The following is a 21,908-nucleotide window of genomic DNA, read 5'->3' on the forward strand; positions in this document are numbered from 1 at the left end:
TAATTTTTTAAATTGAATCATCTATTGGAACTAATCATTATATGAGTAATCATAATTAATGATTTCAATCTCAATTTAAAAGAACTATATCTTAATACAAATACTAAATCTTTTTTTGCTTGTTTATAGTTAAAATTTAAATAATTAAATCGACCTGATATATACTTAATATTTGCTTCTAATTTTTTTTTTTGCTTATTATTTAAAATACACAAAAAGTCTTGTGTTGCTTTTTGAGTTGGCATAGACATATTTCTTCGAGATACTCCTTCGTGATGTATATAATAATATCCAAGTTTTTTGGGAATGTATAAAAATTGGTCGGTAAATTTTGAAATTTTTAACCAAGTGTTATAATCCTCAGCTGCAATTAAATCTTTATTTTCCTCAATTAAACCAATTTTTGTAAGTACTTTTTTTCTAACAATCACAGAGGAATTACTGATCACATTACCATTTACTAATAAATCTATTAATATTGGTTTTTTTAATTGACGAGATTTATTTATTTTGCCTTTAAAAAATATTTGTCTATCAGACGTAACTTCCAAATCATGATAAATTAAATCTATTTGATTATTAATATTCTCTATGCAGGTTTTAAGTTTATCACTTGTCCAAGAATCATCAGAGTCCAAAAAAGCTACCCAATCCCCTTTTGCTGATTTAATACCTATATTCCTAGATTTAGCAATTACTCCATAATTTTGGATTTTTAAGTACTTGATTCTATGATCATTGAATCTAGCAATTACCTTACCTGTATCATCTGTTGAATGATTATCGATTACGATTGCTTCCCAATTTGTGTATGTTTGATGAAGAACTGATTGTAATGCCTTGTTGAGATAATCCGCATGATTAAAAGTTGGAATTATAATGGATACAAGTGGTTTAAATTTATACATTAATTTAATAGTATTAGTATTTTATAGAAATTTATTTCATAATAAGTTTATATTTTTTAATTATTTTATTTATATTTTTCAAAATTTGATCAATTTCAAAATAAATTTTTTTATTATCTGGAGAAAATTTTAAATTTTGATTGCTATGTATTAAAATTTTCTTTTTTTGTCTAGATTTTTTTATTATTGTGTCAATATTTAAATTAAATATAAATTTACATCTTTTCTGAATTAATTTTGCTGTATCTCTAAGATTTAAATTTTTATATGAAATATTTATAATTGAATTCTTGAAAAATTTTTTGGTTATTATAAAGTTTAGTACTTGCATAAATATTTTTGATGGAACAAATGTCCTCTGTACAGAACCATTATTAATTATAATCTTATTTTTTTTTAAAGCCGAAACACATAAACTATGAATTATGTTATTATTAATTTCTCTTAAATTTTCATACTTTTTAAATCCAAAAACATTACCAATCCTTAAAATTGTAAACATATTTTTATGATTTAAAAATTTTTTAATAATAATTCTTTCAGATTCATAGTGCGCTTTTGAATAAGAATTTTTAAGATTAATTTTAGAATTTAAAGAAATATTATTTTTTCCGTAATCTTTATAAACTTGCATAGAAGATATATAAATTAATTTGATATTATTTATTAAACATAGATCACAGATATTTGAAGTGATTTGATTTTTTTTTTTTATTAAATTGATATTTTTTAATAATTGATTTTGATTAGGCCCTATAAGATGAACAATATATTCAAATTTTTTGAATATTTTTAAATTTTTTTTAGTAAATTTATAATTAAAAAAATTTTTAGCATTCTTTTTTCTAGAAAAAAAAAAATATTTATTTTTTTTAAAACTATTTTGATTTTTTATTAACGATGCTAGATAACCAGTGCCACCAAAGACAGCTATTTTTGCCATTATTTAAGCCATGGAGATTTTTTATTTCTTATCATCTTATCTAATACTTTTTTATCCCTTAAAGTATCCATACAAAACCAAAAACCTTTATGTTTATAAGCAGCTAAATTTTTTGAAATTACTGCTTTTGTTAAAGGAGATCTTTCAAGCATTTCATTTTTTTTTCCTATAAATTTTAAAAATTCAGGTTCGACCACAAAAAAACCTCCATTAATCCAACCTTTTTGTAATTGAGGTTTTTCCTCAAATTTTGTCACTACTCGACCAGATATAGTCAACTCACCAAACCTTGCAGGTGGATGAACAGCGGTTAAAGTAATTTTTTTTTTACTTTTTTTATGAAAATATAATAATTTTTTTAAATTAACATTTGATAAACCATCACCATAAGTTAGCATAAATGTTCTTTTTAACTTATCCTCAAGTTTTTTTAGTCTAGTTCCTGTTAAAGTTTCAACGCCTGTGTTTATAACTTCTATTTTTGCAGATATTTTTTTGTTTCTAAAATAATTATTTATGATTGAATGTTTATATCCGCTAGCTATTATAAAATCATTAAAACCAAATTTCATATAATATTTAATTATATGATCTAAAATAGGTTTAGATCCAACTGGCACCATTGGTTTTGGTATTGATCTTGTAAATTCTGCTAATCTTGTTCCTTTTCCACCAGCTAATATTACAACTTTCATCCTAGTTTTATATTCCAATTATAATTAAAATATGGATCATCAAAAGGTTTCCTGGACATTTCTTCAGCTTCATGAGGTATATCTGAGCAATTAGCAATTATTGAAAACTTATTTTCCACTGATTTAAAACCATTCCAAACTCTTGCGGGCACAGTTACTAAACTGTAATTTTCTGTTGTCAGAAAAATTTCTTGTAATTCACCTTTGGTAGAACTTTCAGGTCTATCATCAAACAATACTAATTTTATTTTACCTATAACGCAGACATAATTAACGGTCATTCTTTTATGTAAATGCCAAGCTTTTACTGTATTTGGATGAGAATATGAAAAATATATTTCACCAAACTTAGTAAAATTTGGATCATCATTTCTCATCATGTGCATGATTTTTCCTCTTTCATCAATAATTTGTTTTTTAGGGATAATTTTGACACCTTCAATCATAGAAAAAACTTGTAAATTGTTTTTTGCTTAACTTATCAATATTCTTTTTATCATATATATAACATTGGTACCAATGCGCTGTCATTTTAAGAGTTTTGATAAAAGAGAGTTTTGGCTTCCACTTGAGATATTTTTTTGATTTATTTATTTTTAAACTTAATAATCCAGTTTCTTCTAAATTCATATCTTTTTTTACAAAAATTCTCTTTTTTACTCCCATAATTTCTACTAATCTCAAAACTACTTCTTTTACTGTTACGTTGCCTTTGGCTGGCCCAAAATTCCAAGACCCATTGTAATTACTTCTTCCATATATCTTCTTACTTAAAATCAAATAACCATTTAAGAGATCAAAAATATGTTGCCATGGTCGAGTAGCCTTAGGACTTCTTAAAGTAAATTTTTGATTATGAATAATAGATTTAATGAAATCAGGAATAATTCTATCTTTTGACCAATCACCGCCCCCTATAACATTCCCAGCTCTCACAGATACAAGACCTAATTTTTTTTTTTTCTGAAAGAAAGATTCTTTATATGAGTAAAATATATTTTCAGCAGCAGCTTTTGAAGCACTATAAGGATCTTTGCCTCCCAATTCATCATTTTCTGAATAACCAGATCTTTTTTCATAATTTTTATAACATTTGTCTGATGTAATTATTACTGCTGATTTTATACTTTTAGTATTTTTTATAGCTTCTAAAATATTTAGAGTTCCAATTATATTTGTAGTAAATGTAAATTTTGAATCTAAATAAGAATCTTTTACTAAAGGTTGTGCTGCTAAATGAAAAATAATATCAGGTTTAAATTTTTTAATTTTTTTAGATAAATTTTTTTCATCTCTAACATCACCAAAAATATTTTCGATTTTATTTTCTAATTTTAACAAATAAAAATTATCAAATTTATATTTTGGTTTTAAGCTATACCCTGCTATTTTTGCTCCGCTTAAATATAAAATATATGTCAACCATGAACCTTTGAAACCCGTATGACCTGTAATGAAAATTTTTTTTCCTCTAAAAAATTTTAAATCTAGCATTTAGTTAATAGAATATGACATGCTGTTAAAATTGGATCTTAAATATTTTTTATAATTATTTTTATCAACAACATGAAATATAGGTAGATGAAATATCAGTTTACCTCCTTTTTTAATATAGTTCATTTCCTGTTTAATAACTTCTGATCTAAAAGACCAAATCAAAACTAAAAGATATTTAGGGTTTCGTTTCCTCATTATTTCCTTTGAAACTATTTTAATATTAGTACCTGGAGTATACCTATTATACTTAAATGGATTAGTGTCACATATTAATGGAATATCTTTATTTGTAATTCCCAAATGATTTAAGACGATATTTCCTTTAGTTGAAGCGCCATATCCCATTATATCTTTTGCAGAAATGTTTTTTAAAAATTCTAAAACTGTTTTCTTTACATTATCCACTCTGTCTTGAAAAAGGTTAAAGATGTTTTTTGAAATTTTAGACTCTTCTTCAAAAATTTTTTGCACAATTGGCTTTGGTTTTATTTTAGAGACTCTTTTTGCGCAAACAACTTCTATACTTCCACCATTAATTTCATTAAAACTTAGGTCAATAACTTTCATTTGATTATTTTCTAAAATTTTATCAAATGTGGTTAGTGAGTAATAAGTAACATGCTCATGGCATATTTGATCATAAGTTAGATTTTTGAATAAAAGTGGTAAATATGAAAACTCAACTATCCAAATACCATCTTTATTTAAAAGTTCACTAATATCTTTACAAAAACTATTGGGATCTTCAATGTCATAAAACATTGCAAATGAGGTGATAATATTAAATTTTTTTCTTATTTGATCTTTTGTCATATTTCCTAATAATTTTTTTTTTGAAAAATAATCTGTAATAACTGAGATATTTTTTTTATAATTATCTAAAAATTTCTTTGATGATGGGTCCATACCAAAAAGCTCTACCCTTCTCAAACTAGACATAAAATTTAAAAAAGTTCCATCGTTTGACCCTATATCTAAGATTTGACCTTCAAGTAATTTTTTATAACTTTTTTTTATAGAATAAAATTTTTTTCTCATATGATTTACCATCAAAGGACTCAGAGAAGTATTATAACCATAAGTTAATCCATACATATCATCTAAAGGTGGTAATGAACTAAATTGAACCAATCCACACTTGGGGCAAGTATATAAGTCTAAAGAATAATTTTTAAGCTTGTATTTAGGTTTATCATGAAAAACGCTACTGATTGGTTGTTTGCCAATTTTAAATACTTTTTTTAAATTTGGATTTTTACAATTTTTACACTTCATTACTGTGCTTATAATTTAAATTCTCTTAGTTTGCTATTAATAAAGCTTATCTCTTTATTTTTTAAATGAGGATGCAAAGGCAAAGTAACTAATTCTTTCCAAACTTTAAGAGCGATTGGTATTTTAGATTTAAACTTTTTATACAATGGATGCAAAGGTAATGGCATCAAATGAACACTAGTTGAGATATTATGTTTTTTTAGATAAGAAATTAATTTGTCTCTATTTTTTGATCTTATTGAAAACATCCAGTATGATGATTTATTTAGATCATAGGGAAATGTTGGAATTAAATTTTTACATTTTTTTAAATTTTTTAAATATTTTTTTAAAAACTTTATTCTTGAATTATTAAGAAATGATAATTTTTTTAATTGTACTCTACCAATAGAAGCTTCAAGATCATTCATATTGTATTTAAAACCAAGTTGATTTATTTCGTAATACCAATGAAGATTTTGTTTGTTTTTTTTTTTATTATTTGAAAATCTTTGCTTATGTCTTAATAAAGGGTCTTTATCCCATCCATGAAAACTTAATGATTTTAATTTTTTTGCAATATGAGTATTATTTGTAACGATCATTCCACCATCACCCGTTGTCATCATTTTTTTTTCCTCAAAACTAAAGCAACCAAAGTGACCCCAAGTACCAATTTTTTTTCCTTTATAGTAGCCTCCACAAGTTTCGGCACAATCTTCTATTACAATTAATTTTTTTTGATTAGCAAATTTCATAATCCTATCCATTTCACAGGGATGTCCCCCAAAATGAACTGGCATGATAGCTACACAATCTTTAGTAAATTTTTTTTTCAAATCATCTAGGCTCATATTTAAATCATTTTTGTTTATGTCCACAAAAACTGGGATTAAACCACAATATAAAACTACTGCTGCAGTTGCGCTAAAAGTTATCGCTGGAACTAAAACTTTTTTTCCTTTTTTAAAATTGTTGCATAAAAGAGCAAGGTGCAAAGCTGCTGTACATGAATTTACTGCTATACTGTGTTTAACCCCAAAATGTTTATTCCATTCTGCTTCAAATTTTTGTACTTCGGTTCCATAACCTATCCATGATCTTTTAAAAACTTTTTTTACTGAATTTAGTTCTTTAGAACCTAACGAAGGTTGAAACAGCCTAATATTATTCATAACTTATTTTTTCTTAAATATATAAGTTTGTATCTGAGAAAAATCTTTAGTGTGTTGATTTTCTGACATTGAATTTGCAATTTTTTCTAATGGATGATCATAATTTGTTTTTTCTTTCAAAAATTCTTTTGCATATCGCGCGTATACTAATCTTGTAATATAATAGAAATCGCTTGCAAATGGAGAAATTTCAACAAGTTTTATACTTTTAAATTCATGATTTCTTAATCTTTCATCATCAAAAAAAAGATTATGAAACGGAGGAATTATTTCATGAAGATCGTATTTTTTTCTTGCTAAATTAAGTCTTTTTTGGGCATCAGCAGAACTTTCAACTAATACCATTAATCCGTCATCTTTTAAAAAACTACCTAAATTTTCTATTGTTTGAATTTGTAGATCTTGCTCTAAAACATTTTGTATAGCCCTTTTTGAAATTATGAAATCATATTTTTTTTCAAAAGAGGAGCTAGTAATGTCAGTCATATCCTGTTGAATAAAATTATGTTTATCTGAATTAGATTTTTTAGAACAAACATCAATTAAGTCTTTTACAAAATCAGTTCCAAGATAATCAAAGCTTTTTAGCTTTTGAGCAATTTTAGAATACAATACTCCATTCCCACATCCAATTTCTAAAATACTTTTATTATCTTCTATTCTTTTTAAAATTTCGCTGTCTTCAACATCGTCAAAAGCTATATCATTAGTGCAAACTTGTCTTTCTTTATTTTTTTTTAACCTTTCAACCCAGAAATCGTGGTTTTCTTTTTTTAATTTATATTCCATATTATAGCTTAATCCTTTCAAACATATTTAAAGTCTTTTTATATATAAAGTATAAAGGTGAGAAATATACAGCAGGATAAACTAAATTGTAAACAAAATGTTTTTTAAAATTAAAATATTTTTTTATTCTATGATCATTTACTAAAAAAAGTTTTAGCATTTCTACCGCAAAGTTTCTTAGCGCATAGTTTTTACAATAAAAATATCTCCAAAAACCCATTCCTCTTGATCTATAATAATCTAATATTTCAGGCACCCTCACTATTACGACAAAACCGTAAAGTTTTGTCCATTCTCTTACTCCTTGTAAACAAACACATAATGGCTCACCATGAATAATTGCCTTTGAGTTTTTAAAAGCGTTAGCAAATATCATAGTATTAAAAAAGGTATTATCCTCATTTGACATCCAATTTTTATCCATAATATTTTTATGATTTAAACATGATAAATTTTCTACCCAGCCTTTTCTTCTAAACATGTTTAAAAACATTCCTAACAAAAAATCAAAAGAAACATTGGGGTTGATTACTTCCCAAAAACTAACTTTTCTATTTTTTTTTTGAATTGAAAATGTTTTAAGTTTATTTGGGATCTTATAAGTTGAAAAGGGATGTTTAAAATTATTTAAAAAACTTTTATTCAATAAATAAGCATTCATATAAAAATAATCCACATCTTTATGTTTATTAAGTAGATTTTTTATTTTTTTTAAACTTTTTGGCAAAAGTAGATCATCATTTCCAATCGTCCAAACAAATTCTCCACTTGCCATACTCACAGATTTTAAAAAATTACGTGTTATTCCAAGATTACGATTAAATTTATTAAATTTAATGTTTATTTTTTTTTTGTATTTTTTAATAATTGAATTTATATCATGCTTAGAACCATTATCTGAGACACAGACTTCAAAATTAAATCCTTTGCAATTTTTTTTACTAATAAATATGGCTTCAAGACAATTTTCCAAATATTGTGGACGATTATAAGTGGGTATACAAATACTTAATTTTAATTTTTTTTTCACTATGATTAAATTGTGTTATTATAGTATTAAGTTTATTTTTTCTGAAAATAATATGGTCTACCATTTTTTGATACTTTGTAAACTTTAAGCTTATTTTTTTTTATGAACTCATCTATGGCTAAGGTTGCACCTTTTATATGTGTGTAATCATCAATAAGAACTATTCCGTTTTTTGAAACATATTTATACAAAGTATTTAATACAAACCTTGTAGGTTCATATACATCTAAATCTAAATGTAATAATGATATTTTTAGTTTTTTATTTTTAGTTAAATAATTAGGTAAAGTTTTTAAAACATCTCCTTTAACAAGATCATAGTTTGTTAAATCTTTTTTTTTCAAATATTTTTTTAAAAGTTTTACACTTATACCAAGACCAATATTATTATCATGTCTCTTAGCAAAAACTTTGTCTGCTTTATTATTTCTATACTCTTTCTTGGGATGAGGAAATTTTCCGAATGCATCAAAACCTATTACTTTCCTTTTATTTTTTTTTTCAATTAAATCTCTAAAAGTTAAAAACCTTATCAAGCTTGCACCTTTGAAAACACCACATTCAATTATATCTCCTTTAATATTCAAAATTTTTTTATAAATTTCATAATGATCTAGTAATTTCAGTATTCTTTTTTTATCTGAAGTTAAGTAAAATAAATTTTCGTATTGCCATGTATTCATAGTCTATTTTCAATTATTCTTTTAAATTTTAAGTTAAAATTTTTATCAGGCAATTGAGTATAAAGATTAACAAACTTTTTCAAGTTATTTTGAACATTATCATTATTCCACCATTTTAAAGGATCATTCCATATGTCTAATAAATGTTGATATAATTTTTCCTGGTCATCAAAAAATATTTTAGAGTTTTTTAACAATTCATAATCTTGAACAACAAATTTATTTTGATGTTGATAACCCTTTTCCCAGAGACATAAAGTTGGTTTATTTAAAGCAAACATCTCTAATATACCAGTTGAATCATGGTTAAATAATATTAATTTTGCACTGTTTATTGCATCGAAATAATTCTGTTCGGAGTAATCGATTTTAAATCGATCTAAATCTTTTAACTGATCTTCAATTCTATTTTTTGAAGCGTAATGAGCTCTTATTACAGTTTTTTTAACCAGATCTGATGAAAATTTTTTACAAAGTTTTACAGTTAAATCTAATTGATTAAGTCCTTCGCTATATCTATCATATGGAACTGCATTATATCCACTAGATCTCATTAAGATAAGAAATTTATCTACTTTTTTATTTTTAAAGTATTTTTTATTCAACAACTTAAAATTTACAAATTTTAAATTATTTTTTTTTGTGGTATCAGTTTTGTCACCCCAAGTTATAAAATAATCACAAGTGTTACATTCATTATTATAACTGTTATCCAACCTAGTGATATATGATCCACCATGTTGATAAACAAAATATTTTATTTTGGGATTATAAAATTTTCTCAAAGCAACATAATATTTAAATGGCTCAATACTTTCAAATGCATAACTAGTACAAATTGCTTTAGGATTTTTTGGAAAATTTAATTTTTCTGAATATTCTATTAAATTTTTAAAATCCTCCACAATTGTTATGGGCAAAGACTTATTTAAAATTCTTATTATTAAGTTAAAAATTTTGACAAAATGCTTGTCATAATTTTGATTATCTAATTTTACAAATTTTTCAAAATTCAAATTTTTTCTTAATTTACAATCAAAATTAGAGTAATTAAAATTAAAATTTAAAGGATATACTCTTGGTAATTGCCCGAAAGATAAATCAATTTTTTTTTCATTAAAAAATTCAAATCCCATATTATATAAAAAAATATTTGAATTATTGGGTATTAAATTTGTTAAATAAAACCAAAGATTAATTATATTTTGTTTAAAATTCTTTTTATTATCAGAGGATTTTCTATTGCTTAATAATTCTGTATCATCAAATTTTTTTTCTGATAATTTAATTATATTTAATTCAATATCTAAAAAACAATTTTTTAAAATATAAGAATAAATACATGTGTTCCATAAGTTGTTTATAGTGGCGTGTTGTATTGTATGTGTCTCTGTTGTGAAAAAATTAAAATTTGTAGTGTCATAAATAGTTGTATAATTAATATTAAATTTTTTTTTACTTTCGATTATATTTTTATATTTAAGTATAAATTGTTGAATAAATTTTCTTAGCCAGGCTCCAATAACAATTTCAAAAAACTTTTGATTTAAGTTTTTTTCGAAAATTGAATTTAATTCAAGTTTAATACATTCTAATATTTCATAAAATAATTTATTTGATAAATTAAAATTTTCAATTCGATAACTATAATCTAATCTACTTGAAAAATATTTATCAGTTGATTTTTTTAGTTTACATTGATCATAAATAAAGCGATCAACAAATATATTTTCAAAATCATCATTTTTATTGATAAATTGATCAGATGGATTTATGATAAGCTTATTTTTCAATAGAATTTTTAAGTACTTTGTAATCTTTTATATTATCTATCTCAAACCAATTTTTTTGGTAGTTCTCAACATAAATATTACAAATTTTTTTTTTTATAATTAATTGAAATAATGCAGTTATATCTATCTTTGATAAATTTTTTGTTTCTTTAAAAAGTTTTTGTTTTATCTTATTCCAAGAAAATGGATCTATTTTAAAAACTCCCATATACTGACCTTTAATTTTTTTATAAGAATTCGTTCTATTTCCAATTTCTATAAGTTCATTTTTATTATTTGATACAAATGTCTCTAAATCCGACAAAGGGTTAGTAAATCTTTTTTTCCAATATTTTTTCCAATGCTTATAACTTAATATAACTATTCCTTTTTTTTTTTTACTTTTATTTAATATTTCAATTGCTTCTTTTTCATAGAATATATCCGCATAAGAAATAATGCATTGATATTTAGATAATATTCTATCAGCACATATCAAGCTGCCAAAAATATTTGTTGTTTTCCATTTTTTATTTTTAATTTTTTTAATTTTTCTAAATTGTTTAAATTGATCACTTTTATACCCTGTAATAATAATTATTTTTTTAAATCCAAGCTTTTCAAAATTTTCTAAAACCTTATCAATAAGTTTTTTTTTACCAATATTTACAAAAGATTTAGGTTTATTTTTTGTCAATACTCCCATTCTAGAACCTCGCCCAGCAGCAAGAATGATTGGAATAATTTTGTTTGAATGAGATTTTAAATTCATTATAAGAATTTAGTATATTATTATATCATAAATTTCTATGAATTACTGTAAGCGTTGTATAATGCCAAATACCCGACCTGACCAATATCTTAATAATGAAGGTGTTTGTAATGGTTGCCTAAGTTATGATTATCAAAAAAAGATAGATTGGGATAAAAGAAAAAAAGATTTATTGAGAATTATAAGTGAAAAAAAATTAAATAAAGATAAATGGAATTGTGTTGTTCCTGGCAGTGGTGGAAAAGATAGTACTTATCAAATTATAAAAGCAAAAGAATTAGGATTAAATCCAATATTTGTGACAGCTTCCACATGTGATTTATCAGAAATTGGAAGAAAAAATTTAGAAAATATTAAGAAAATTGGTTTTGATGTTATAGAAATCTCCAATAACGCTAAAGTAAGATCTAAAATAAACAAAATAGGTTTAGAATTACTTGGTGATATATCTTGGCCAGAGCATGTTTCGATCTTCACAGCCCCAGTAAAGTTTGCTCTAGCTTATGATATACCTTTAATTTTATGGGGAGAAAATCCTCAATTAGAGTACGGTGGACCTGATGGTTCACTAAATAATAGTATTCTAGATCAGAAATGGATGGAAGAATTTGGTGGACTTATAGGATTTAGAGTCTCAGACCTAATTGAAAACCATGGATTTAAAAAAAATGAATTAGAAATTTATGATTATCCTGCTCAAAATATTTTGAAAAAAAAATCAATTTTAGGAATATTTCTTGGCTATTATGAAAGATGGGACTCTTTGAGAAATTATGAAGTTTCAAAAGATAATGGCTTTTTAGCATATGAACCAGAATTAGAAGGTTGTTATTTTAATTTTGAAAAAATTGACAACCATCAACATGGTATTCATGACTACTTTAAATTCCTTAAATTTGGATTTGCTAGAGCAACTGATCAATTGTGTTATATGATTAGAAGGAACAAAATTACTAGGGAAAATGCTATAAACTTAGTAAAAAAATTAGAGGGTAAATATCCTAAGTCATACATGGGAAAATCTTTAGATCAAATTTTGTCTAAGATAGATATGACTGAAAAAGAATTTATTAAAATTTGTGATAATTTTACTAATAAAAAAATTTTTAAAACTGATCAAGGTGGAAAATTAATTAAAGATGAATATGGTTCATTGGTAAAATTGAAATATGACAATTAAGGTGGCCATAATTAATTATGGAATAGGAAATATAAGATCCCTTTACAATAGTTTAAAAAGAATAGAAGTTGAAGCTGAAATAATTACAGATCCAGATACTATTGATCAATTTGATAAAGTTTTTTTACCAGGAGTTGGATCATATAAGGATGCAATAAAAAAAATAAAATATATTGGTTGGGATAAAGCTATTAAAAATTTTTCATCCAATCAAAATAAAAGCTTATTTGGAATATGTGTAGGAATGCAAATCTTGAGCACATGTGGATATGAATATGGAAAATCAAATGGATTAAATATTATAAAAGGAGAAGTTTTAAGAATGAATAAGCATGGCTGTGATTTAAAGCTTCCTCATATTGGCTGGAATAATATTAAAATCATAAATCAAAATTTAATTACAGAAAACTTAAATAATGAGGCTAATTTTTACTTTGTAAATAGTTATTCTTTAAGAATTGTTAATTCTAACGAATTAATCGCTACAACATCATATGGCATTGAATTTCCATCGATTATTAATAAACAAAATGTATTTGGAACACAGTTTCATCCAGAAAAAAGTTCAAAAGCTGGAATGCAAATTCTTAAAAACTTTTTAAATGCTTAAAGCTAGAATAATTACTACAATGCTTTGGAATGGTTCTACCCTCGTAAAAGGTAATAAATTTGAAAATGAAAAAAGATCTGCTGGATCACCTCTCACGACTGTGAAAATTTACAATTCAAGAGATGTTGATGAAATTTTATTTTTTGACATATCTCGAAATAATAAAATAATCGATAAAGATTTTATTTTAAGTATTACTGATTGTGTGAGTGTTCCTATCACAATAGGAGGAGGTATTGAAAAAATATCTCAGATGAATGATCTTTTTGAATATGGTGCTGATAAAGTTGCCATAAATAGTATTATTTATAAAAACCCAAATATCATTGACGAAGCTTCTAAAAGGTTTGGCTCCCAGGCAATTACGGTTTCAATTGACGTGAGAAAAAATAATCAGAATTATGAATGTTATTACGATTTGGGAAAAATTAAATCAGATAGAAAATTAAACGATTTATTAGTTGAATGTGTTAATAGGGGTGCAGGTGAAATAGTAATAAATTGTATCAATAATGACGGACTAATGAAAGGTTATGATAATGAGTTAATTCAACAAACATCATCATTGGCAAATATTCCTATTGTTGCATCTGGTGGAGCTGGAAGTTATGAACATTTTTATGAGGCTTATAAAAATGGAGCTGACGCTTTTGCAGCAGCAAGTATTTATCACTTTACAGAACACACTCCAGCAAAAGCAAAAAAATATCTTTTAAAAAAAAAAGTACCCATACGAGAAAATTTTATTATAGAATAAACTATGTTAAATATTAAAATAAAAAAAACAGTCAAAGAAGATTCTAAATTTTTTTATCAATTAAGAAATAATACTACCAATAGAAAGTTTTTTTTTAATTCAAAAAATATTAAATTTGATGATCATAAAATATGGTTTGACAGAAATTTTAAAAAAAAATTTTATTACACTTGTTTTTATAATAAAAAAAAAATTGGTTATATTAGAGGAGATAAATTAAATGATATAATATTTATTTCTATTGCAATAGATAAAAAATTCAGAAAAAAAAATATTGCAACCAAATGTTTTGAATTATTTGAAGAAAAAATTAAAGTTAACTCAATCTTATTCGCTAAAATAAAAAAAAAAAATACAGGTTCAATTAAATTTTTTGAAAAAAATAAATTTAGTTTATTAAAAAAAGATAAGAACATTTTTACATATTACAAAATTCATCATAAAGATTATGAAAAATACTTAAGTGCGATTAGTAAAATAGAAAATATTAGAAAAGGAAATAATATCAATTGGATGAATATTTTAAGAGTAGCATTTACCAATTCTCCTGTAGAAGCATCAAAAATTTTTAAAAAAATTTATAGTGACGATAAGACTATTAATTTTTTATCAAAAAAACTTTTTTAAGTTATAAGTGTTTTTTTTCTAACGGTGTTCCAAATTTTAAATTTTGTTTGCTTTTTTTTCCTATAACACGCTTAAAATAAATTGGGTCTAAGCCAAAAGAAGGTCGAACTATTTTGAGATTATTTTTAGTAAATTTTTCATTTTTTTTTATATTTTTTGCTACAAAGATTGATCTTTTGAACATTTTATGTCGTTGTTCATCTTTTGATAATTCATAAGAGATTTTACCAAGACTCAACCAAGCATTTTTAGTTTCATTTACTAACAATCTAAACTCATCAGGATCCATAGAAAAGATATCATCAAAACCTCCACCTTTTTTATCTAAAGTAAAATGTTTTTCAATTATTGTTGCTCCGTAAGAAATCGATGCAACAGCTGCACCAATTCCTGGTGTGTGATCACTTAGACCAATTTCGACTTTATATTTTTTTTTTAAATCTAATATGGTCTTTATATTACTATCTTCAATCTTTGCAGGATATGAACTCGTACATTGCAGAAACGCAAAATTATAAAATTTTTTTTTAACTAGGAAATTATAGAGATATTTTATTTCTTTTTCTGTTGTTGCACCTAACGATATTATTATTGGTTTTTTTTTCTTTATTACCTTTTCTATTAAAGGAATGTGATTGTTTTCAAATGAAGCAATTTTATATGCTGGTACATCAAAACTATCTAAATAATCTACAGAATTTTCATCAAAAGGGGTGCTAAAGCAAATAATGCCACATCTTTTTGCCTCTGCAAAAATCTCTTTATACCAGCTGTAGGGCAATGCAGCTTTTTTGTAAAGATCGTATAAATTTTTTTTGTACCATAAGCTTTTTTTATCTTTGATTAAAAAAAATTTATTATCACAGTTTAAGGTCATTGAGTCTGCATTATAAGATTGTAATTTTATTGCATGTGCTCCCACTTTTTTTGCTTCTCTTATTATTTTTAAAGTTCTGGTCATACTATTATTATGGTTTGCTGAAATTTCAGCAATTATAAATGGCTGCTTCCTTATTGTGATTTCTCTGTCAAAAATTTTCATTACTTTTTCTTTATTATAAACTTACCTTTAACAAATTGATTGTTTAATGACACATCAGTTAATTCAATTTTTTTATTCCCAAGCTTATAGAAAGCTTTAGGATAATTACTTGCATCTAACATTCTAATAAAATCAAAAATATCAACTAACTTTTTATTGATAACATAAGATAAGTTACTTTGATATGAATTTCTTCTATAATAAAATGAGGATTTACCAGTTTGTTTTTTGAATGAAATTTTTTTTTTTTTAGAGAGTTTTAGAATCATTCCAAGAGATTTTTTTTCAATATTTTTATAAATATTTTCTGCTTTTCCAGTTAATGAAATATTTGATTTCATACAGATATCTCCACTATCAATTTTATTATTTATTTTAAATGCTGAAATTTTTGTTTTGTATATTTTTTTTAAAATTTGATTTTGAATTGGAGAGCCCCCTTTAAATTTTGGTAAATCTGATGAATGAAATTGGATACATAAAAAATTTGAAAAAACTTTTTTTGGTATAATTTTAGACCAAAATATAAAAAAAATTATTCTAGGATTAACTTGATTAATCTTTTTCAAATTAATATTATCTAATAAAATAAACTCTTTATTATTCTTTAAGAGATTATAATTAGAATTATCCCATTTTTTTTTAGAAATTATAATAATTTGACTCATTAAATATATCTTAAGACAATTTTTTAAAAATAAAAAATGACTCACACATTTTTAGACCTACTGAATTTCCTCTAAATTTATAAAATGTTTTCAATGAATTTAAATCTCTACTTGTTTTTTGATCTTTTATTTCACTGCCATATGCTAGTAATGCTCTTTTTTTTATCTCCCAATATTTAGATATTTCAATGAAATAGTTAGGTGAAAACTGGTGTGGAGAATAATCTGTTGATGAGGGCACTTCAAAAAATAGAATTTCTTTACATTTTTCATTTTTTAGTGGTCTAAAGGCAGTAATTGTTGCCATAGAAACTGCATTATGATCAACATTTAAATCTTTAAAATAGTGAGTGTATACAATGTCTGGTTTAATTTTGGATTTGGCTTTTTCAATAACTTTAATTAAATCAAGCAGAGGATACTTATCTAATTTATTATCTTCAAATATTTGATTATTTTCTACCCACTTAAAGTTAAGAATTTTTGAAGCTTTAATTGAGGAATTTTGTCTTATTTTCAAATTTTTTTTATTCATAAATCCTCTAGCTGAAACACCATCCGTGAAAGATAAACAAAATACTTGATCACCTTTAAGATAATGTTGATAAATTGTACCACCACAACCGATCGTCTCATCATCTTGATGTGCAACAATAACTAAAACTTTTTTTTTACTCATTGGTTTAGATTAAACATTTTTCTTGCAATTTGTATCAGTTTTTTGTCAAATTTTTTTTCTCTTTCTGGATGCCACATCCATCCAAGCCAATTATATTTTTTATGCTTTATTGCTTCAATTTGATTATCTTCAGAGTAAGCTATTATTTCAAAATTTCTTCCTAATTTTTTTATGCCATATTCGTGAAAACTATTAACTTTTAACGGGTAATCAAAATTACTTTTTATTTTATGATATACTCTTACATGATTATTTATTTTTTTTAAAGATCCTCCCTCAACATAATTAATAAACTGTAAACCATGGCATATCCCAAGAAGAGGTATTTTTTTCTTTTTAGAAATATTTGTAAGTCGTTTTTCAACTTTATATCTCAATGAATTTTTATTAATATCATTACCGCCGCTTATTATTATTCCATTAATTCTAAGTGATCTTTGGCGTAAAAAAAAATTTAAAGTTTTTAAATCTGAAATTAAAAGTGGTTTAAAGCCCAAGGATAAAACCCAATCAATTAGTTTAGTATCTATACAAATTCTTAACTCTTTTTTATTGTAAAAATAATCTTCACGCATTGATACCAAGAGAAAATTATTTTTCATATTTTAGAGTTCTTTAATTAATAAATTTTTACAATTAAGATTAATCTTTTTTGATCTTTTAATCTTTTCAAAAATAGCTTCCCCACATCCTATAGCTGCTGGGATATTTAATTCATTACATCTAATGGTCATGTGTGAATTTGCTCCTCCATATTTAGTTATTAAACCATTGATTTTAAAACTAAAAATAAAATCAAAACCTGGATCAGCATTTTCCAATAGTATTATTTTATTATCTAAATTATTTTCTATTTTATTGTCTAAAAATAATATTTTTCCAGTTATATTTTTTTCAGTAACAAAATTAGGTATACTTACAACAGATGCACCCACATAAGCATTTTTATCTTCCACAATGATTTCAGGTAATTTAATTATTTTATTTAATTCTGACTCTTTTGTGTTCTTTTCTATCTTATCTTTAATAATTGTTTTTGGAGAATTAGATAAATTCATCAATTGATCTATTGTAAGGTTTTCGATTTCTTTAGTTTTAACTTTTTGATATTTTGCAAAATTGGTTATTTTTTCTAAAATTATATTAATACTCTTCGTAAAAATAAATTTTGCATATTCTCTGGATTTGATAGAGGCCTCGATATATTCAAATAACTGAGCTACATTCAAATTGATCATTTTTTTATTTAGCAATTTCTGAATTTTTTTTTTTTTATTATTTGATAAATTAAATTTTGCATGTTTTATGATATGAGTGACATCATCATTAATTAAAATTTTTTTACTCATTTTAGAGTAATTATTAGATTTAATATCGTAAGTTCCAGCTCGTAAATGACCATATTTATTTAAAAAACCTTTATATGATAGTTGTTTATTCTTTAACAAAACTTGATCATTTAAAAAGTCTGTAGTCACTGTTGAGAAAGACCTTAAAAAATTTTCAACATCTATCTCGCTTAAGATTTTAATTTCTTTCAAAGAAATTAATATATCTTTGGCAACAAAACCATGTCTTGCTAAAATTGAAAAAGGTATAATTCCATATTTTTTAAGATCTTTAATAATTCCTTTAATCGATAAAACATTAAATTTTTTATCATAATTTTTTTCTTTTTGTTTTTTATTTAAAATTTCAATTTTTTTTAGATTATATTTTATACTACCATGATTTTTATTTTTTAAATTGATTAGAAATATTTTAAGTAATTTATTCTCTATATCATGATGATTTTTTTTATACCCCAAATTTTTTAACTTTTTTTTTATTTGAAATGAAAAACATGTTGGAAAAAGATCAAATTCAATTTTATCATGTGACGAAGGATGAACTTTTAATTTTAATATACTTTTATCAATTAGTTCTTGAGAAATATTTTTATTCAAATCTTTTGGCAATAAAGAATTTAAACTTTTACGAATATCAATATAAGGCCTACCAGCAAAACTTTTCATTAAAGAACTATCTTTAAAAAACTTATAGCCCATTTTTTTTCTTGCAATTAACCAGCATCTATCTGTAATTAATTTAGAATAAAGGCTATAACTTAATTTGGAAGGAAATTGTCCAATCATTTCAGCAGGATTCCAATCTGACATTTGGCTGAACATAGTTGTTTTGCCATTTAACACAGGCACATTTTTTTTTTTAAAAAATTTCTTAATTTTATAATATTCAAGTTCTAATTTTTTATTAATATCTTTTTTTGTAAATCTTTTTGATAAATTTTTTTTTAAAACTATTGGTCTAACCTGAAACAAATATAATTGATTTTTTTTTGTCATACAAAATTCTATGTCCAGAGGAGTATTAAAACAATTTTCAACTTCTTTAGTTGCGCTTATCAATTCTTTAAATCTAGGTGATCTTAAAAAATTTTTTTTATCTTTATATATATAAAGTGTCTTATTTGAGTAAGCTGTATTTCCCGAGGTTACTGTATCTGTTCTACCAGTTACATCATCATAATTTATTGTATAATAATTCTCATAGCCAAGGTTATTTCCTGTAAAAATTACACCACTCATTTTAATGTTTTGAATCATTTCTTGTACTAAAATTTGTTGTTCAGAAATTTTTTTAATTTTTTTTTTATAACTTTTGATAACTTTATTTATAGATTTTGTTATTTCCTGATCATTTTTTGCATTAATATTTAATACAGAGTCAAAAGCCCCAGCAGCTGACTGTTTATTTGTGTCTTCAAAAGTAGTTGATGATCTAAATATTATTTTTTTTTTAAATTTTGTTTTAATAGTATTTATTATATTTTGTTTGTGATCAATCCATTCAGAGATATTAAAAATTACAGACTTAGGTGTTAAAAATAATTCAATTTTATTTTCTAGTGTTTTTAGTGTATTGCCTTTTGTTTCAAGCATAATTTAATTCTTCTTGTATTTTTTTTGTTACCACTCTATTTCCATAAGCTGTCAAATGACCTCCATGTTCTTCATCGAGATAAATTTTTTTTATATTTTTTTTAGATAAAAAATTTGTCAAATCTATTATCTTTATATCTTTAATTGAATTGAAAAAACTGCAATAATAATTTTTTTTTTTTCTATAAAGCTCAATATCTCTTCTTTGAGGAAATATTATAATTATAGGAACTGAATTCTTTTTTCTTGAAATATTTTTAAATCTTTTAATTAACAAACTAAATAACTTTATACTTTTTTTATCTGTATAAAGTCTGTTTGCGCTCTCAATATTATTTGAATAATAAAGGGGAAAAAGATATTTTTTCTTATCTTTATGTTTACTAAACAAAAATAAAAAAAAATTTATAAATAATTTACAATTAAAATTAAAATTTCTAAAAAAAGATAAAAGGTATGGCTTACGAAACTGAAATTTTTTAAACTTTTTTTTATAAAAAATATCATTCTTTGATACAGTCTCTATTATTTTAATAATCTTATTTTTATGAAAATCTTTTTTTTTTGATATTGGATTTTTCCTTAATTTTAATTTTTCACCATTTAGAAAAAAACTAGGTTTAAAACCATAAATATTACCAAATTCTAAGTAATTTTTCCAAGTTGAATGTATTCTGTTAATAGTTTCTGGAACCACCCCAATAATAGTAAAAATTGAATTTCTATGTTTATTTTTTTCATATCTTAGAAGAGCTTGGTCAAATCCAAAGTTTCCAACTCCATAATTTATAATATGAGAATTCATTTTTTTTGATAAAATTTCTGTCCACACTTGATCATCTTTAACATAACGACCAAAAACGAAGGAGTCCCCATAAGCTTCTATTTTTTTTTTTAAATGAGTAAATTTAGATTTTCTAGCTCCCGATGTATCAATTGAAAATTTTGTCTTTTTTTTTAGTTTATCGTGATAATCAGTAATATTAGGTCTTTTTAGCCAGCCAAAACTTTTATTATAACTTGATTTAAAAAAATTATTTACATTCTCTTTTTTAAAATCTGGATATTCTTCATTTTCAGTTATTAGCCACTGAAAGTTTTTTTTATTATGATGAACTATAAAAATTAAAAATATTTCTAAAAATAGAATAAAAAAAACGCAATATAATATATTAATCATTTTTTTTTATTAATTCTTTAATCAGTTTTAGATTATTATTTAAAGAATTTTCATCAAAACTGTTTACAATTTTTAAGTCTGAATTTTTTGGCCGTATAAACTCAATATCAACTCCAACAACACTTTTGTTCTCTATGCCATCTTTAAAATATACATTCTTGTTGTTTCTCTCTTTTAAAATAGATATTGGTACATCTATATAAATTTCATAATATTCTTTTATGTTTTTTCTATTCCATTCAAGCCAATCAGGAAATAAAGATAGCACTGAAACAATTACATTTACCTTATTTTGACTTAAGAAATGTGCTAACTTTGAAATTCTTGATGCATTAATATTTCTGTCTTTAATTGAAAAGCCTAAATCATTATCAAAGACTTTTCTTATCACATCTCCATCTAAAATTATAAATTCTCCATAATCATTGTTAAGTTCTTTTTTAAGTTTTGTGCTCAAAAAACTTTTTCCAGCACCAGATAAACCTAAAATCCAAATTACCATAATAAAACTAATTGTTGTTATAAAATTTTTCTAATTTTAATAGTTTCTCAAATTTATTTTGACTAACTTTACTTTTAATTTTTTTTAATTTATCTACCCTTTCAAACCTATCTATAATTCGAGGTAAATTTTCTTTTTTCATAATTTTTTTTGTAAAAATCGTTTTATTTAAATCTAAAAATTTACATAATTTATTAATATGA

24 protein-coding genes are annotated in these 21,908 nt (G+C 23.9%); 4 read left to right on the plus strand and 20 right to left on the minus strand.

What is annotated here, in order from left to right; translation table 11 throughout:
- Positions 1-17: 17 nt before the first annotated feature.
- From PB7211_RS07670 to PB7211_RS07725, 12 genes are read right to left on the minus strand one after another with little or no spacing between them, the layout of a single operon-like run.
- Complete coding sequence (locus PB7211_RS07670; protein WP_008544062.1) at positions 18-908, minus strand: glycosyltransferase family 2 protein; 891 nt, start codon at positions 906-908, stop codon at positions 18-20.
- A gap of 31 nt (positions 909-939) precedes the next feature.
- Positions 940-1,851: an NAD-dependent epimerase/dehydratase family protein gene (locus PB7211_RS07675; protein WP_008544737.1), complete on the minus strand. Its 912-nt coding sequence runs from the start codon at positions 1,849-1,851 to the stop codon at positions 940-942.
- Entirely contained in the window at positions 1,851-2,546 is a 696-nt protein-coding gene (locus PB7211_RS07680) for a sugar phosphate nucleotidyltransferase (protein WP_008545021.1), read from the minus strand. The genes PB7211_RS07675 and PB7211_RS07680 overlap by 1 nt, the downstream gene beginning before the upstream one ends.
- Complete coding sequence (locus PB7211_RS07685) at positions 2,543-2,992, minus strand: dTDP-4-dehydrorhamnose 3,5-epimerase family protein (protein ID WP_008545814.1); 450 nt, start codon at positions 2,990-2,992, stop codon at positions 2,543-2,545. The genes PB7211_RS07680 and PB7211_RS07685 overlap by 4 nt, the downstream gene beginning before the upstream one ends.
- The gene (rfbG, locus tag PB7211_RS07690; RefSeq protein WP_034399186.1) at positions 2,985-4,040 is read right to left on the minus strand and encodes a CDP-glucose 4,6-dehydratase; all 1,056 of its coding nucleotides are present in this window, start codon (positions 4,038-4,040) and stop codon (positions 2,985-2,987) included. The genes PB7211_RS07685 and rfbG overlap by 8 nt, the downstream gene beginning before the upstream one ends.
- Positions 4,041-5,318 (minus strand): class I SAM-dependent methyltransferase, encoded by a 1,278-nt coding sequence (locus PB7211_RS07695; RefSeq protein WP_008544053.1) that lies wholly within the window; start codon positions 5,316-5,318, stop codon positions 4,041-4,043.
- An 8-nt stretch (positions 5,319-5,326) separates the two neighbouring features.
- Entirely contained in the window at positions 5,327-6,472 is a 1,146-nt protein-coding gene (locus PB7211_RS07700) for a DegT/DnrJ/EryC1/StrS family aminotransferase (RefSeq protein ID WP_008545983.1), read from the minus strand.
- 3 nt (positions 6,473-6,475) lie between these two features.
- Positions 6,476-7,261 (minus strand): class I SAM-dependent methyltransferase, encoded by a 786-nt coding sequence (locus PB7211_RS07705; protein ID WP_008545721.1) that lies wholly within the window; start codon positions 7,259-7,261, stop codon positions 6,476-6,478.
- A gap of 1 nt (position 7,262) precedes the next feature.
- Entirely contained in the window at positions 7,263-8,291 is a 1,029-nt protein-coding gene (locus tag PB7211_RS07710; protein WP_008545335.1) for a glycosyltransferase, read from the minus strand.
- 32 nt (positions 8,292-8,323) lie between these two features.
- A complete protein-coding gene (locus PB7211_RS07715) occupies positions 8,324-8,974 on the minus strand; it encodes a TylF/MycF/NovP-related O-methyltransferase (protein WP_008545689.1) in 651 nt (216 codons plus the stop codon).
- On the minus strand, positions 8,971-10,767 hold the full coding sequence (locus tag PB7211_RS07720) for a hypothetical protein (protein WP_034399187.1): 1,797 nt from the start codon (positions 10,765-10,767) through the stop codon (positions 8,971-8,973). Before PB7211_RS07720 ends, PB7211_RS07715 begins: the two co-directional genes overlap by 4 nt.
- Entirely contained in the window at positions 10,757-11,518 is a 762-nt protein-coding gene (locus tag PB7211_RS07725) for an NTP transferase domain-containing protein (protein ID WP_008545368.1), read from the minus strand. The genes PB7211_RS07720 and PB7211_RS07725 overlap by 11 nt, the downstream gene beginning before the upstream one ends.
- A gap of 37 nt (positions 11,519-11,555) precedes the next feature.
- Between PB7211_RS07725 and PB7211_RS07730 the strand changes: the two genes are divergently transcribed.
- Genes PB7211_RS07730 through PB7211_RS07925 form a run of 4 tightly spaced genes read left to right on the plus strand, consistent with a single transcriptional unit; the run spans position 11,556 to position 14,692 of the window.
- Positions 11,556-12,698 (plus strand): N-acetyl sugar amidotransferase, encoded by a 1,143-nt coding sequence (locus PB7211_RS07730; RefSeq protein WP_083780124.1) that lies wholly within the window; start codon positions 11,556-11,558, stop codon positions 12,696-12,698.
- On the plus strand, positions 12,688-13,308 hold the full coding sequence (gene hisH, locus PB7211_RS07735) for an imidazole glycerol phosphate synthase subunit HisH (protein WP_008545209.1): 621 nt from the start codon (positions 12,688-12,690) through the stop codon (positions 13,306-13,308). The genes PB7211_RS07730 and hisH overlap by 11 nt, the downstream gene beginning before the upstream one ends.
- Positions 13,301-14,065: an imidazole glycerol phosphate synthase cyclase subunit gene (locus PB7211_RS07740; protein ID WP_008544968.1), complete on the plus strand. Its 765-nt coding sequence runs from the start codon at positions 13,301-13,303 to the stop codon at positions 14,063-14,065. The genes hisH and PB7211_RS07740 overlap by 8 nt, the downstream gene beginning before the upstream one ends.
- 3 nt (positions 14,066-14,068) lie before the next feature.
- On the plus strand, positions 14,069-14,692 hold the full coding sequence (locus tag PB7211_RS07925; protein WP_008545687.1) for a GNAT family N-acetyltransferase: 624 nt from the start codon (positions 14,069-14,071) through the stop codon (positions 14,690-14,692).
- 1 nt (position 14,693) lies between these two features.
- On the opposite strand, the gene pseI is transcribed toward PB7211_RS07925, so the two are convergent.
- The 8 genes from pseI to PB7211_RS08075 form a co-directional block, all read right to left on the minus strand.
- A complete protein-coding gene (gene pseI, locus PB7211_RS07750; protein ID WP_008544564.1) occupies positions 14,694-15,734 on the minus strand; it encodes a pseudaminic acid synthase in 1,041 nt (346 codons plus the stop codon).
- A complete protein-coding gene (locus PB7211_RS07755; RefSeq protein ID WP_008545929.1) occupies positions 15,734-16,402 on the minus strand; it encodes a formyltransferase family protein in 669 nt (222 codons plus the stop codon). The genes pseI and PB7211_RS07755 overlap by 1 nt, the downstream gene beginning before the upstream one ends.
- 10 nt (positions 16,403-16,412) lie before the next feature.
- Positions 16,413-17,081, minus strand: coding sequence for a PIG-L deacetylase family protein (locus PB7211_RS07760; RefSeq protein ID WP_008545664.1), 669 nt, complete (start codon positions 17,079-17,081; stop codon positions 16,413-16,415).
- On the minus strand, positions 17,078-17,683 hold the full coding sequence (locus PB7211_RS07765; protein WP_008545993.1) for a gamma-glutamyl-gamma-aminobutyrate hydrolase family protein: 606 nt from the start codon (positions 17,681-17,683) through the stop codon (positions 17,078-17,080). Before PB7211_RS07765 ends, PB7211_RS07760 begins: the two co-directional genes overlap by 4 nt.
- Positions 17,684-17,686: 3 nt before the next feature.
- Positions 17,687-20,023: a PEP/pyruvate-binding domain-containing protein gene (locus tag PB7211_RS07770; RefSeq protein WP_008544960.1), complete on the minus strand. Its 2,337-nt coding sequence runs from the start codon at positions 20,021-20,023 to the stop codon at positions 17,687-17,689.
- A complete protein-coding gene (locus tag PB7211_RS07775; RefSeq protein WP_034399188.1) occupies positions 20,016-21,203 on the minus strand; it encodes a hypothetical protein in 1,188 nt (395 codons plus the stop codon). Before PB7211_RS07775 ends, PB7211_RS07770 begins: the two co-directional genes overlap by 8 nt.
- Complete coding sequence (locus PB7211_RS07780) at positions 21,196-21,705, minus strand: adenylyl-sulfate kinase (protein ID WP_008544100.1); 510 nt, start codon at positions 21,703-21,705, stop codon at positions 21,196-21,198. Before PB7211_RS07780 ends, PB7211_RS07775 begins: the two co-directional genes overlap by 8 nt.
- Positions 21,706-21,712: 7 nt before the next feature.
- Positions 21,713-21,908: hypothetical protein (locus PB7211_RS08075; RefSeq protein WP_008544660.1), on the minus strand; the 196-nt coding region annotated here is incomplete at its 5' end.

Origin of the sequence: Candidatus Pelagibacter sp. HTCC7211, assembly GCF_000155895.1 — a bacterium.
Classification (GTDB): domain Bacteria; phylum Pseudomonadota; class Alphaproteobacteria; order Pelagibacterales; family Pelagibacteraceae; genus Pelagibacter.